The 14,573-nt window shown below is 37.9% G+C and carries 10 protein-coding genes and 1 tRNA gene; 7 read left to right on the top strand and 4 right to left on the bottom strand.

The genetic code is table 11. The features are described from left to right. Positions 1–174: 174 nt before the first annotated feature. From rpsU to rpoD, 4 genes are all read left to right on the top strand, one after another. Entirely contained in the window at positions 175–390 is a 216-nt protein-coding gene (rpsU, locus tag ABXH06_RS04695) for a 30S ribosomal protein S21 (protein WP_076420232.1), read from the top strand. Positions 391–432: 42 nt separating this feature from the next. Beyond that, on the top strand, positions 433–879 hold the full coding sequence (locus ABXH06_RS04690) for a GatB/YqeY domain-containing protein (protein ID WP_311579576.1): 447 nt from the start codon (positions 433–435) through the stop codon (positions 877–879). 190 nt (positions 880–1,069) lie between these two features. Beyond that, entirely contained in the window at positions 1,070–2,824 is a 1,755-nt protein-coding gene (gene dnaG, locus ABXH06_RS04685) for a DNA primase (protein WP_353517449.1), read from the top strand. Between the two features lie 147 nt (positions 2,825–2,971). Then, positions 2,972–4,813 carry an RNA polymerase sigma factor RpoD gene (gene rpoD / locus ABXH06_RS04680; protein WP_311579571.1) on the top strand — a complete coding sequence of 614 codons (1,842 nt, stop codon included), beginning with the start codon at positions 2,972–2,974 and terminating at the stop codon, positions 4,811–4,813. Positions 4,814–4,924: 111 nt separating this feature from the next. Here rpoD and ABXH06_RS04675 read toward each other — a convergent pair whose 3' ends face one another. After that, on the bottom strand, positions 4,925–6,097 hold the full coding sequence (locus tag ABXH06_RS04675) for an MbnH family di-heme enzyme (protein ID WP_353517448.1): 1,173 nt from the start codon (positions 6,095–6,097) through the stop codon (positions 4,925–4,927). Continuing rightward, positions 6,090–6,863: an MbnP family copper-binding protein gene (locus ABXH06_RS04670; RefSeq protein WP_353517447.1), complete on the bottom strand. Its 774-nt coding sequence runs from the start codon at positions 6,861–6,863 to the stop codon at positions 6,090–6,092. The genes ABXH06_RS04675 and ABXH06_RS04670 overlap by 8 nt, the downstream gene beginning before the upstream one ends. A 209-nt stretch (positions 6,864–7,072) precedes the next feature. Here ABXH06_RS04670 and ABXH06_RS04665 point away from each other — a divergent pair, with 209 nt between their 5' ends. The 3 genes from ABXH06_RS04665 to ABXH06_RS04655 all read left to right on the top strand — a co-directional run bounded on the left by ABXH06_RS04665 (position 7,073) and on the right by ABXH06_RS04655 (position 11,500). After that, positions 7,073–9,820: a choice-of-anchor B family protein gene (locus tag ABXH06_RS04665; RefSeq protein WP_353517446.1), complete on the top strand. Its 2,748-nt coding sequence runs from the start codon at positions 7,073–7,075 to the stop codon at positions 9,818–9,820. 189 nt (positions 9,821–10,009) lie between these two features. Continuing rightward, positions 10,010–10,086: transfer RNA gene (locus tag ABXH06_RS04660), tRNA-Ile, on the top strand. A gap of 175 nt (positions 10,087–10,261) precedes the next feature. Continuing rightward, a complete protein-coding gene (locus ABXH06_RS04655) occupies positions 10,262–11,500 on the top strand; it encodes an integrase domain-containing protein (RefSeq protein WP_353517445.1) in 1,239 nt (412 codons plus the stop codon). A 248-nt stretch (positions 11,501–11,748) separates the two neighbouring features. On the opposite strand, the gene ABXH06_RS04650 is transcribed toward ABXH06_RS04655, so the two are convergent. Continuing rightward, positions 11,749–12,896 (bottom strand): IS3 family transposase gene (locus tag ABXH06_RS04650; protein ID WP_353517444.1). Its coding sequence is split into 2 segments (ribosomal slippage): positions 11,749–12,659 and positions 12,659–12,896, totalling 1,149 coding nucleotides; the frame shifts between segments, so codons are not numbered across the junction. A gap of 107 nt (positions 12,897–13,003) precedes the next feature. Beyond that, positions 13,004–14,461 carry a hypothetical protein gene (locus ABXH06_RS04645; protein WP_353517443.1) on the bottom strand — a complete coding sequence of 486 codons (1,458 nt, stop codon included), beginning with the start codon at positions 14,459–14,461 and terminating at the stop codon, positions 13,004–13,006. Positions 14,462–14,573: the final 112 nt, after the last annotated feature.

The raw sequence follows: 14,573 nt of genomic DNA, 5'->3' as shown, positions 1-14,573 counted from the left end.
AACAACTTTTTTCACCAGCGGCTTTACAGGATAAAAATCATTTATAACTTTACAAGTACCTTACCTTAGCATTAGAATACGGCACCAATTTTTAATAGAGTGGGTGAAGATGAGGCCAAATGGCTGAAATCGAACACCGATTTATATAGATACATAACTAAGGTAAAACAGTACATGCCAGTAATTAAAGTAAGAGAAAACGAACCATTTGACGTAGCATTACGTCGTTTTAAGCGTTCATGTGAAAAAGCAGGTATCCTTTCAGAAGTTCGTCGTCGCGAATGTTACGAAAAGCCAACTTGGGAACGTAAACGTAAAAAAGCAGCTGCTGTTAAACGTGCTGCCAAAAAAGTTTCTCGTGAGAACGCTCGTCGCGTTCGCATGTACTAAGAAAAATCTTAGTTATTATTTGAGTTAACTGAACCAGTTATTATGAGCTTACTCATACAACTCAAAGATGAAATGAAAAATGCCATGCGAGCTAAAGACAAATTACGTCTTGGCGTTATCCGCATGGCATTGTCTGCTATCAAGCAAGCTGAAATTGATCACAACACGGAAGCAACTGATGAGAACATCATTGCGGTATTAACCAAAATGGTTAAACAACGCAAAGAATCTATCAAAATGTTTACCGATGGTGGTCGAGAAGATATGGCGGCGAATGAACAAGCAGAAGTGGTCGCACTAGAAACGTTTCTACCGCAACCACTAACTCAAGACGAAATCCAACAATTGATCACCAATGCAATTACTGAAACTGGTGCAGCTTCTATGGCTGACATGGGAAAAGTAATGGCGCTATTAAAACCTGCCATGCAAGGTAAAGCAGACATGGGTTCGGTAAGTGGTCAAGTGAGAGCGGCCTTAAATAGTTAAAAGTCAATCGGAACATAATTAGTTGTTTGTCGTGATCAATGACAGCACGTTATAGCGTTCTTGATGAACATAAAACCGTATCTTTTAGATGCGGTTTTTTTATATTTACGCTAAAGTAGCAAGGTTATTTTTGATAGTAGTCAAATTTATTTGAACCACTAATCTCTTTTCAAATAGGTTTTTAAAAGACATGGCAGGTATGATCCCCAGACAATTTATCGACGATTTATTAGCACGCGCTGATATCGTAGAACTAATTGATTCGAGAGTACCCTTAAAAAAAGCAGGTAAAAACTACCAAGCTTGCTGTCCATTTCATACCGAAAAATCTCCCTCGTTTACTGTTAGCCAAGACAAACAATTTTATCATTGTTTTGGCTGTGGTGAACACGGCAATGCCATTTCATTTTTAATGGAATTTGATCGACTAGAGTTCCCTGACGCGATAGAAGAACTCGCCTCTCATTATAATATGGAAGTGCCAAGAGAACAGAATAATCAATCACCTGCACAACAATTAAAACAACAGCAAGCTTATCAACAAAAGCAAAATGATTACGAATTGATGGACAGTATTGCTCGGTTCTATCAACAACAACTTAAAGTTGCAACTGATAAAGAAACCGCCATTGAATATTTAAAAGGTCGTGGATTAAGCGGAGAAATCGTCAAACACTTTGGCATGGGCTACATCAGTGATGCTTGGGATGGCATGATGAGCGCTTTTGCAAAAAACCGCGACATAACGCAACAGTTAATTGATTTAGGCATGGCGATTCAAGGGGATAAAAACAAACCTTATGATCGTTTTCGTGGCCGTATTATGTTTCCTATTCGTGATAAACGAGGCCGAACATTAGGCTTTGGTGGTCGAGTATTAGGCGACGGCACGCCTAAATATTTAAATTCGCCTGAAACACGTATTTATCATAAAGGCCAAGAACTTTACGGACTTTTTGAAGCTAAAAAAGCCAATAAACAACTTACTCGTCTAGTGGTTGTTGAAGGTTATATGGATGTTGTCGCTTTAGCGCAACATGGCGTAAACTATGCCGTTGCCTCACTTGGTACAGCAACAACACCAGAGCAATTGCAAACTTTATTTCGCACCGTCAAAGAAGTTATTTGTTGTTACGATGGCGATAGAGCCGGTCGAGATGCAGCTTGGCGCGCCATGGACAACGCCTTACCGCTGATCCGCGATGGCTATTCGTTAAAGTTTGTCTTTTTGCCTGATGGTGAAGACCCTGACTCATTGATACGCGAACAAGGCCAACAAGCCTTTGAAAATATTTTAGATAATGCCATGCCGTTATCCGAATTTTTACTCAATAACTTAACTGAGCAAACCGATTTAAATACCAATGAAGGCACATCAAAACTTGTTGAGCTATTTCAGCCTTATCTAAATAAATTACCTGAGAGTTTTCTTAAGCAAAGTATTATTTCATCGATTGCCAATAAGTTTGCCCGTGGCAGTGAAAAACGCTTAGAAGAATTGCGTCGCCATCATAGTAAAGAACAACACAAACCAAAAAACAAACAACCTAAAATCACGCCAATTCGTCTGGCTATTGCATTATTGCTTGAGCATCCCCATATAGTAAAAGCAATTCCTGACAGCTCTATTTTACAGCAATTAGATATGCCAGGAATGCCGTTATTAAACCGGTTAGTTCAGTTGTGTAATGAAAATGAAAAGATTAATAGTGCGCAATTAATTGAGTATTTTCGCGGCACACCTGAAGGAGCGCAATTAACAAAATTAATGTGCCTTGAACATTATGTTGAAGCAGAAAACGCTGAGAGTACTTTTTTAGATATTTTAGAAAGTTTTTTGAATAAATTTATTGAACAGCGCACAGAACAATTAATTGCGAAAGAGCAAAAAAACGGGCTGAGCAAAGAAGAAAAACAAGAGCTATATAGCCTGCTAACAGCTTAAACAGGTTGAAGTTAAAACATATTTTAACTATATAACATATAAATAATACGATAATAGTTTATCGCTGGTAATTTAGTCACTGATTGGCTATAATTTCCGGCTTACTGTTTTCAATTTGATAGCCATAAATTAGGTGGACACTCGTCAATGGATCAAGCCCCACAATCTAGATTAAAAGAGTTAATTACCAAAGGTAAAGAGCAAGGGTATTTAACATTTGCTCAAGTTAACGATCATCTCCCGCAAGACATTATCGATTCAGACCAAGTTGAAGACATCGTACGTATGATCAACGACATGGGTATTCAAGTATTTGAAAATGCTCCTGATAGCGATACGCTAATGATGAGTGAAGCAAATACTGATGAAGATGCGGCAGAAGCTGCAGCTCAGGCACTTGCTACCGTTGAAAGTGAAATTGGTAGAACAACTGATCCTGTACGTATGTATATGCGTGAAATGGGAACCGTTGAACTTCTTACACGTAAAGGCGAAATTGTTATCGCTAAACGTATCGAAGAAGGTATCAAAGAAGTGCAACGTTCAGTTGCTGAATACCCACCTGCAATTAATTATTTATTAGAGCAATGGGATAATTTTGAAGCAGAAGAAGGCCGTTTAAGCGACATTATTGTTGGCTTTTTAGACCCTGATGCAGAAGAAGAAGAGATCCCAGCAGCAGCAACTCACATTGGTTCTGAATTATCTGAAGAAGAACTTAAAGATGAAGATGATAACAATGATGACGACGAAGACGAGGAAGAAGAAGATACAGGTCCTTGTCCTGAATTAGCGCGCGAAAAATTCACTCTTTTACGTGAAGCTTATGAAAGTGCAAACAAAGTTATTGCGGCAAAAGGTCGTGGACATAAAGACGCACAAACAGCCATTGATGCACTCGCGGAAGTATTTAAAGAGTTCCGTTTAGTACCTAAGGTTTTCGATAAATTAGTGAAGAATATGCGTAGCGTAATGGATCGCTTACGTGTGCAAGAACGTTTGATCATGAAGCACTGTGTAGTTGGTGCAGGCATGCCAAAAGCGACTTTTATCAAAATATTCCCAGGTAATGAAACTTCTAAAAATTGGTTTGAAGAACAACAAGCCGCTGGTTTACCTCATTCTGCAAAAATGGCAGATATTGAACTAGATGTTGAACGTTGTATTTATAAGTTAAATCAATTAGAAGAAGAAACTTTCTTAAATGTACATGGCATAAAAGATATTAACCGTCGTATGTCAATTGGTGAAGCTAAAGCTCGCCGTGCGAAAAAAGAAATGGTTGAAGCGAACTTACGTCTTGTAATTTCTATCGCGAAAAAATACACCAACCGTGGTTTACAATTCTTAGATTTAATCCAAGAAGGTAACATTGGATTGATGAAAGCGGTTGATAAATTTGAATACCGTCGTGGTTACAAATTCTCAACGTATGCTACATGGTGGATCCGACAAGCGATTACTCGTTCTATTGCTGACCAAGCCAGAACCATACGTATTCCTGTACATATGATTGAAACGATTAACAAATTAAATCGTATTTCACGTCAAATGTTGCAAGAAATGGGACGTGAGCCAACACCAGAAGAATTAGCTGAACGTATGATCATGCCTGAAGATAAAATTCGTAAGGTATTAAAAATAGCTAAAGAGCCAATTTCAATGGAAACGCCTATCGGTGATGATGAAGATTCACATTTAGGTGACTTTATAGAAGATGGCAGCGGTGAATTACCAGTTGACTCGGCAACATCTGAAAACTTAAAAGATGCGACTCATGAAGTATTAGCAGGCTTAACTGCCCGTGAAGCGAAAGTGTTAAGAATGCGTTTTGGTATTGACATGAATACTGACCACACGCTTGAAGAAGTAGGTAAACAATTTGATGTAACACGTGAACGTATTCGTCAAATTGAAGCGAAAGCCTTACGTAAACTGCGTCACCCTTCTCGTTCTGAACAACTGAAAAGTTTCTTAGACGGTGAATAAATAAAATCCGTTATGTGATATATTTTAAAAACTCCAGCTTATTAGCTGGAGTTTTTTTTCATTAAAATAAACCGATTCTAAATTAAAGCGATACTTAGTACTTTGTAGATATCATTGGCTTCTTACTACCGGTTTTGCAAATTCAGCGTTTACTAAAAAAGATTGATCAGTTAGTGTTTTCAAGAAGTTGATCAAATCAGTTTTGTCTTGTGCGCTCATCTCAAAACCTTTAATAAAAGGAGATTTCAATGAGTTTTCCCGACCATCTCCTTGATAGCTACCTTCAGAAACTTTACGCCCGCCTCTGGCATAAAAGTCTAACACTTGCGACAAGGTACTAATGCTACCGTCATGCATATAAGGTGCAGTTACTTCAACATTGCGTAGCGTTGGCGCTCTAAAACGACCATTATCACGAGCGAGCGTAGAAATTTCGGCCAGTCCGACATCTATTTCAGGGTAACCGATAACGTTATTTCCAATCTTTACATTATATAAACCTGTATTGTGAAAAGGTCGACGGTCAATTAATTGCTTTTCATGGCTAGTTGATTGGGTAAAATTAAAACCTCCATGACAATGGTGACATTCTAGCTTTTCCGAAAAAAACAAATTCATACCACGTAACGCTGATGTTGAAATCGCACTATCATCGCCCTGATAAGCATATTGATCAAATGGCGCATTCAACGAGATTAGACTTCGCACAAAACTCGCTAATGCTTTAACCATTAAATCAAAACTTATCGTTTGCCCTGGAAACGCAGCGCTAAACAGTGGCTTATATTCTGCGGTGTTAAAACGAGCTAACACCTCGGAATCATGATGAGTAATCCCCAGTTCTATTGGAGATTCTCCAAACATAGGGATCAGAATTTGTTGCTCTAACGAGGTTAAACCATCATGCGCCCAAGTTAAGGTTTTATTATAAGCAATATTGACAAGTGCGGGGGCGTTTCGTCGATGAGTTTCACCACTTGTTCCCACCGAAGTTACTTTAGGCTCAGCAAAGGCGAACGCTTGTTGGTGGCAACTTTCACATGATTGCTGCCGATTAAATGATAAATTTTTATCATAAAAAAGTCGTTTACCTAATGCGACTTTCTCAGTAGACATTTCATTATTGCTTGGCACTTGCGGCTTTGGAAAACCTTGTGGAATTGACCATTGATATTGAGCTGTTGATTTTTTATTTTCGCCACAACTCACAAGAGTCAACATGACTATCATCAAGGTAGCCGTCGTCAATGATCCTTTTAATAATAAACCGCATCGATTAATCATTAACTGGAACTCGAAATACCGCTTGTTCGCCACTTTCATTTAACCGTGAAAATAATGTCTGACACGCTAAGTTATCATGTTCAGATTGGCAACTTGTCTCCATTGTAAGCTCTAATCCATCAATTAATTTACTGAGCTCAAAACCAATTGTATTTGAATCATCCAAGGGCAGTTCAAATTGAAAAAAATTGGGATAAAGACACGCCTCGCGAGGCGCTCGCATCACACTTTGCGAGCGACAACCTGTTGAGCCTAAATGAAATAGCCAATTGTCAGCCCCACTACTTAGTTCAAGTCGAAGAAATTTATGACCCGTTTGCCACACCCAAAACATAGCAGAATCATTAAGCGGGCTCGGTTGTTCCAGAGGGTTAACATGGTTTTGCTCAAAAGGTACGCCTAATGAAAAACGTAGCGCTTGAAAATCAGTAATATCAAACACATCATTGAAGATTAATTGCCACTGTTCAAACTCTGTCTTTTGGCAAGTACTGCCAATTAACGCGATTTTTTCAGTTTGTTTAGCTGTTTTCGCTAGCGACATGTATTGCCATGTGCCTTGTTTATTTTGCAACTGAATTTGGCTAATAAAAAATTGCAATTGATTAACAGACCACTCATTATTTTGATGATTAATCGTATTATTACATGCAATAGCTTGCCCATTATATGAAGGCTCAAACACTAATTTTGCCTGGCTGTTTTGTTCGCTACAGCCACATATAACCAACATGACAAACAGATAGACTGTATATTTTCTTATCATCAAAATTCCTAGACACTTCGTTGATGCACATTTTATTTTACAATAAATTAACATTTAAAACAGAGCAAACATTCAAAATATGAGACGTTAATGCTAAGTTATAATTATCGTTAAACCATTTAAGTTAACCACAACCTTACTTAAGTTAAATAAGTTTTCACCTGCCCTGTTGATTATTTCATTTTCAGAGCAATGAAAAAGGAATTTACATGAATAAGTTTTTTACGCTTTTATCCCTAACTGGGCTGTTATCTATCAGTATCAGTGCTTACAGTCACTCTGAGCATGATAAGTCTCGATTTGTATCTCCTAATGGCACAGACAATAGCCGATGCGACAACGTGTTAAGACCTTGTAAATCTATTTCATACGCAGTGAGCCAAGCCAATAAAGGCGATAAAATTTTGCTTTCCGCTGGAGAATTCCAAATCACCTCAAGTGATGAATTGTTTTATTTGAAAAGCGCCTTAGTGCCAATTTATGGAGGCTATAATCGCTTTGATCATTTTCAATCGCAAAGTCCACAATCAAATGTAACTACGTTGAAAAATGTCCCTTATGATATGACAGAAACATTGCGAAAAAAGGGATTTCATATCATCGCTGATGGTAAATCTTTTGCAAACGACAAACAGTTAAAAACAAAACTAGCAAGTTATCAACAATTGAGTGAAAGTCAAAAAGATGCCAGCTGTGTTGACGGTAAAGCCGATATTTTTGATTGTGAAAATATTGATTTACTTGCGCATCTTCCATTAACACAAATGTCGAGTAAACCTGGTTCAGGCAGTGATATTTGGGGACATGTCGACTTAAATACCGGCAATGAATTTGCCTTAATGACCATAAACAACGGTGTGATCATTGTGGATGTGTCTAATCCAAGTGAACCTGTTGAAGTTGGCACCATTTCAGGAGTTAATTCATCTTGGCGCGATGTCAAAGTGTATCAACACTTCGATGAAAGCATAAACTTATGGCAGGCCTATGCTTATGTTACAACAGAAGGTTATAATGGCGGCGTTTCAATTATTGATTTAAATAACTTACCGCATTCCGTTAGCTTAATTGAAAAAAACAACGTCGTCAGTACTTCCCATAATATCTATATCAGTAATGTAGATTACTCTTTAAATATCCCCTTACCTGATCAAACCGCCAGTTTACAACTTGTTGGTGCCAACACTAGAAGTGGCGCATTTCAAAATTACTCGTTAGCCACACCAACAACACTCAATTTAAGCAGTGCTAAAAACTATGGAAATGGCTATACCCACGATGGCACGTCTTTAGTGGTTGATGACCAACGTGCAGTTAATGACTGTGCGCTACTTTCAGGTAGTTGTACGGTTTTTGTTGATTTTAACGAAAAAGAAATGAAACTATGGAATATCACCGACCCAGAAAACGCGACACAATTAGGTAGCGCAGAGTACAACGATGTTGCGAAAAGTAATCAATATGTCCACTCTGGTTGGGGCACTGAAGATAAGCAATTTGTATTATTACACGACGAATTTGACGAAAATCGCGGCGGATTAAATACCACGGTAAGAATATTTTCTATCGAAAACTTAACTTCACCAATACAAGTAGGACAATGGACAGGCCCAACAAGAGCAATAGACCACAATGGTTTTGTTCGTGGCAATAGATATTACATGTCTAATTATGAGCGCGGTTTAACTATATTAGATATCACAGATCCTACCTCGCCAACACAAGTAGGTTTTTTTGATACTTACACACCAAGCAATAGTGCAAACTTTAACGGAGCATGGGGGGTTTATCCATTTTTACCATCGGGTAATATCCTCGTCAGTGATATAAACAGTGGCCTATACGTACTCAAAGACAATGCTAAAACCTCAGCTAAAGGTAAATTTGCTTTTACTAAGAATACATTCACAACGGAACAAGGCGTCAATTTATCCATTGATGTACAACGAAATGGCACTGAAACCAATGAAGCTGTGGCAGTAAGTTATCAAATCATTCAAGGCAGTGCTCAAGCCGGCTCTGATTTTGTGGTAGCAAACGATACACTCACATGGGCAGCTAATGATAATGCCGATAAAACAATTAACATTGAAATTAAAGACGATTTAACGGCTAGTGAATTTCAAGAAAGTTTCTTTATTCGTTTATACAACCCTATTAATGGTGCGGTATTAGGTGAGAACAGTTATGCGACAGTAAATATCATTGGAATCGTCGATTCAGGTTCGGGGACATTTACTGAAACCGCAGTAACTTTAAGTGAAAATACTGGTGAATATGTCGTTGAAGTCAATCGCATCGGTAGCACCTCAGGTGAGCTTACTTTTAATTATCAACTAACCGCATCTAGTGCCACATTAGGCAGTGATGTTGAAGATATATCAGGTGAGATTTCATGGGCTGATGGCGACAGTACCAGCAAAGAGATCACGCTCGCAATTATTAACGACGAAATAGAAGAAGAAAATGAAACATTTGTACTTAGTTTAAGTGCTATCGATAATGCACGTGTTGGCACACATGGTGAAATTTTATTTACTATCACAGATGATGATAAAAACGAAGCGCCAACAGTTACCCTAGGCGAGAGTTTTCAGGTAAACACCGAACAAACGGTAGAACTTAGCGCAGAAGCCTCAGATAGTAACGACGATGAAATGACCTATTTATGGGAACAAACCTCTGGTACAAGTATCACATTAACAAACGCGGATAGTTTAACAGCAAGTTTTATCGCTCCTACTACTGCAGACTCATTAGTGTTTAATTTCACCGCTACAGACTACCGAGGTGCTGCGACGACGGCCTCAATCACCATTTCAGTGGTAGCGCCTACAGAAGTGATCACAGTGACACCGCAAAAAAGCAGTGGTGGAGGCAGCACAACATGGCTAACACTACTTAGTTTAATGTTTATATTTCCTTTCAGAAGTTTTCGAAATAGCCAATTTAAATGATTAAGTAAAACACAATAAATGTGAGTATATAGAGCAACTAGCGTAACTTCAGCGCTAGTTGCTTAACAAATGAGCTAACAGCATTAAAATTATCATTTTTTATTTAAGTGATAGTGACAACAAAATAAAAAATGCTTATACTGCACGCCGTTTTACAAATCCGCTTTGTATAACACTTCAAATCTAAATGGCCCCTTAGCTCAGTTGGTTAGAGCATCCGACTCATAATCGGCAGGTCCCCTGTTCAAGTCAGGGAGGGGCCACCATTTAGACGATTAAAGACGCACATTAGCGTCTTTTTTTGTGTCTGAAATTCAGTAAATACGGCTACACCGCCTATTTTTATGTATCAATAAGACTCAAAGACGATTTGTAAAACTCAGGATTTGATGTACCATCAATAGTACCAACAGCTTTTTTGATGAATTTTATTGGTACATTATGGCTAAAATAATCACCCCATTAAGCCCTACACAGGTAAAACAAGCCAAAGCTAGGGAAAAAGAATATACCCTAGCCGATGGTAACGGCTTACAACTTAGAGTGCGCCCTAATGGTTCAAAGCTATGGGTACTTAAATATTCTCAACCTTATACAAAAAAGCGTACTAACTTAGGATTAGGTAAATATCCTGAAGTAACACTGGCCCAAGCTAGAAACAAAAGGAAAGAAGCGCGCGAATTACTTGCCCAAGATATTGATCCCAAAATCCATAAAGAAGAACAATCATTATTAAAAAAAGAAGCGATAGAAAACACCTTTGGCGTATTAGCGCTAAAATGGTTTGATTTAAAACTTACCCAAGTAAAAGAAGAAACCGCTAATCATGCCTGGCGAGGATTAGAAAGGCATGTATTACCTACTCTAGCTAATATGCCACTTGATAAAATAAAGCCTAAAACCGTTATCACCCTACTAACTCCTATCGCTAATAAAGGCAGCTTAGAAACAGTTAAACGACTATGCCGTAACATTAACGAAGTAATGCGATTAGGGGTTGCGCAAGGCATTATAGAGGTTAACTACTTAGCTGATATTACCAAGCTCTTTCCAGCCGCAAAAAAAACAAACATGGCTACCATTAAGCCTGAACGATTACCCGAATTAATGGCAGCGATCCGAGAAGCTAATTTATTACGCACTACTCGTTGTTTAGTGCTGTGGCAACTTCATACCATGACACGACCAATAGAAGCAGCAACCGCACGTTGGCATGATATAGACCTTGAAAACAAAGTTTGGGTTATCCCTGCCGAACAGATGAAAATGAAAAAGCCACACACCATACCGTTGACTGAACAAACACTTTTACTATTAGAAACTATCCGCTCAATGTCTGACGGTAAAGAATATCTTTTTACCAATCACCGCGACCCAACCAAACACGCTAATAGCCAAAGTGTAAATATGGCATTAAAACGTATGGGCTTTGCTGGCGAATTGGTTTCTCATGGTTTACGCGCACTAGCCAGTACTACATTAAATGAACAAGGCTTTGATCCTGATGTTATCGAAGCAGCATTAGCACACGTGGATAAAAATGAAGTAAGGCGCGCATATAACCGCGCCGAATATTTAGAACGCAGACGCAAATTAATGTATTGGTGGTCTGCGCATATATCAAATGCGCAAAATGGAATGCTTAATAAATCTAATAAAGGCTTAAAAGCCGTTATCTAGTTTTACTAAGTCTAGGGTAGCTCCCGAAAGAAGTTGATTACCTACCAACTTTTGGCTTAGTGAATTTATGTAGAAACGTGAGGGCGATATGGAAAATAAAAATGGTCAAGAGTTTTATACTGATGCTCATTTAAGTAAGTGTATAGAAATACCTATTTATACCGTTACTGAAGTATTGAATAAGTTTGTAAAGTTTAAAGGGCTATTGACTGAAAATGTTGAGAGCACACTGGACTTCCCAGATTTCACTAGACAGTTTCTAGTTCAGAAAAATACGCTTCCTCAAATTTAGCAGGTGAAACACCGCCTGTATGTGAGTGACGCTTTTTAGGATTGTAAAACATTTCTATAAAATTAAATATCTCAGCTTTCGCATCATTACGTGTTGAGTATATCTTGCGTTTAATTATCCGTTTTTTAATCGTAGCAAAAAAACTCTCAGCAACCGCATTATCATGACAATTTCCTGCCCGACTCATTGATGGCACAAGATTATGTTCTTTCATAAACGCTAAGTAATCAGCACTACCATATTGGCTGCCTTGATCACTATGTACCATCACTTCAGCTTTGGGTTGTCGTTGATAAACAGCCATGAGTAATGCTTTAATTACCAGGTGTTTGTCCATGTTCTTATCCATCGACCAACCAACAATACGCCTTGAGAATAAATCCATGACAGTTGCTACATACAAGAAGCCTTCATAGGTTCTCACATAGGTAATGTCACTCACCCACGTTTGATTGGGCGCAGGAGGATTAAACTGGCGAGCTAGTAAGTTATCTGCAATGCGTGATGTTTTACCGCCTTTAATATGGCGACGTTTATAGCCTATTTGCGCTTTGAGTTTATGCTGGCGCATGATCTTAGCTACTCGATTAACACTGCATTGCTCACCAGTTTCACGTAAATCTGCGTGTATCCAAGGACTGCCGTAAGTACCGCCACTGGCCACATAGAACTCTTTAATAAGCTTGAGCAAACGATTATCTTCGATCGCTCTGTCACTTAAGGGCTTTTTTAACCATGCATAGAAGCCGCTGCGGTTCAGCTTGAAAAGGCGACACATAGCCACGACAGAAAACTCATCTTGATGATCTCGGATGAAGCCGTAATTTACTCGTGGTTGCTGGCAAAGTACCTTGCGGCCTTTTTTAGAATGTCCCGTTCCTCCGTGACACGTTTTAACTCAGCCTCAAGTTTAGCGATCCTGAGTTGTTCATCTGATGACTTGGTTTGCTTAGGTTTCTCTGATAACTGACTTCGCCAGTGATATAACGTTTTGGTACAAATACCTAATCGTTCAGACACTTCTGTAACTGAATAACCTCGTTCAGTGATTTGCTTCACTGCTTCGATTTTGAATTCTTGGGTATACCGTTTGCCTTTGCTCATAAACACCTCTAATTGAAGTTACAATGTAACTCATTTGGTGTCTAGCAAAGTCTGGGAAGTCCAATCAGATATATCGCAGTTATAGTTTTGCAATTTTCAAGCAGCAATTAATTACAACTATTTTTGACATATTGCCATCGTAAACAGTTTTCCCCATTTACAGCACATGCCGCTTGTAATGCTTTTAAATAGGTTCCGCACATAACTTCTCGTTGCTGGGTAGCTAGTTCTTGTTCCCATATTTTCCGTTGTAATTTTTCTTGAGTAATTTTTTTATCTACTAACTCGTATTCTTCGATGGTTTTATAAACAGGTAGCAGTTCGAATTTTATATTTTTTCTTTCAAAAGGCTTTTCTAGCAGTTTTAGATCCGAGTTTTTTGCTAAAATAATTCCACAATGGTTTAGATCCTTAATTACGTGATTAAATAAAGCTTTCAAGTCTCGAGCAATATAACTTGATTTAGGTTCACCCTGAAACAATTGACTTGATACTGCAAAACCCGTTTCTTCATTTTCCATATACTTGATACTACAAAACTCATAATCGACATTGTATCTATCTCTTTTTCCTAAAAAGTACCCCTCACCTGAATCGTATACTTCAGTCAAATTACTAATTTTTTTATCTAAATTTTGAGATAGTTCATCAAAGTATGAATACCCGGTTTCAGCCTCTAAAATTTTTTCTAAGGACAAAGGACTTACTTTTTGTCTCTTATAGATATCTGAAGACTGCCACATTACCTTGGCGTCAGCTAACACATCATCGAAATTATCGTAGTAGATGTCACCTTGATTCAGATATGAAGATTTCGCGGTAACAAATTTTTTGTAACCATTAAGTAGGTGTTTGGAACCATATGTCCTATATTTTGTTGCAAATTTATCTGTACCTTTTTTCATTTCATTTAACACTAAAAGGACAAGTTCATTTCCGGTAAAAAGAATTCGATCGCATTTTTTAGAGTTTACCCGACCATATAAACCTCTAATACCATCCAAGACAAAATCAGAATTTTGGGGAAATGCAAAGTGGCTTTCCTGAAATTCATAACCTAATTTTATTCTTCCTTTGTTATTTAAGTTTATATATTTGCCTTTAATTTGAGCTGACATATCATCTTTAATACTAAATAATTTCTCTAACCCTAGTTGATTATGCGATATCCACTCAAGTACCTTTTTATTTTTCGATAAAGAGAATTCTTTTTTATATTCATTAATATTTTCAATTGTTTCAATGATTTGTTCTATGTTTCTCGCATATTGAATAGGTTCGAAGAAAGGGGTGACTTTAGTTTTAGAGAACCACTTCACGCTTTTATTGAGCATCTCTTGTTCTTCATGACCGCCAAGTGCCGGACTGTAACAAACAATCAAGTTATCCCATTGATAATCATAACTGCCATCGAGGTTTTCAGTTATTGCAGTGCTTAATTTAGATGAGGGTGTTAATGATAAAGCATATACATCATCATTATCTGTAAAATTTGCGAAATCCGTACCATAAGCTGATGATATAGAAAATAAAAGTGTTATTAGAAAGTATTGTAACGTTCTCATTCAATTGCCTTTGTTCAAGTTAAAAGGGAATAATAATAAAGGTAAGTAAATTCAGTTATTTGGAGGTGAACTAATCCGACAGATAAGTGTACAAAGCCGACTTTTTCAGTGT

The sequence above is a fragment of the Thalassotalea sp. SU-HH00458 genome (genome assembly GCF_040362795.1).
Classification (GTDB): Bacteria; Pseudomonadota; Gammaproteobacteria; order Enterobacterales; family Alteromonadaceae; genus Thalassotalea_H; species Thalassotalea_H castellviae.
The sequence above is the reverse complement of the archived record's forward strand: the minus strand, read 5'-3'. Positions and strand labels throughout refer to the sequence as shown.

Excerpts from the sequence above, each read along its gene's own strand:
- rpsU (WP_076420232.1), top strand. The coding sequence starts at position 175 with ATGCCAGTAATTAAAGTAAGAGAAAACGAACCATTTGACGTAGCATTA.
- ABXH06_RS04690 (WP_311579576.1), top strand. The coding sequence starts at position 433 with ATGAGCTTACTCATACAACTCAAAGATGAAATGAAAAATGCCATGCGA.
- dnaG (WP_353517449.1), top strand. The coding sequence starts at position 1,070 with ATGGCAGGTATGATCCCCAGACAATTTATCGACGATTTATTAGCACGC.
- rpoD (WP_311579571.1), top strand. The coding sequence starts at position 2,972 with ATGGATCAAGCCCCACAATCTAGATTAAAAGAGTTAATTACCAAAGGT.
- ABXH06_RS04675 (WP_353517448.1), bottom strand. The coding sequence starts at position 6,097 with ATGATTAATCGATGCGGTTTATTATTAAAAGGATCATTGACGACGGCT.
- ABXH06_RS04670 (WP_353517447.1), bottom strand. The coding sequence starts at position 6,863 with ATGATAAGAAAATATACAGTCTATCTGTTTGTCATGTTGGTTATATGT.
- ABXH06_RS04665 (WP_353517446.1), top strand. The coding sequence starts at position 7,073 with ATGAATAAGTTTTTTACGCTTTTATCCCTAACTGGGCTGTTATCTATC.
- ABXH06_RS04655 (WP_353517445.1), top strand. The coding sequence starts at position 10,262 with ATGGCTAAAATAATCACCCCATTAAGCCCTACACAGGTAAAACAAGCC.
- ABXH06_RS04645 (WP_353517443.1), bottom strand. The coding sequence starts at position 14,461 with ATGAGAACGTTACAATACTTTCTAATAACACTTTTATTTTCTATATCA.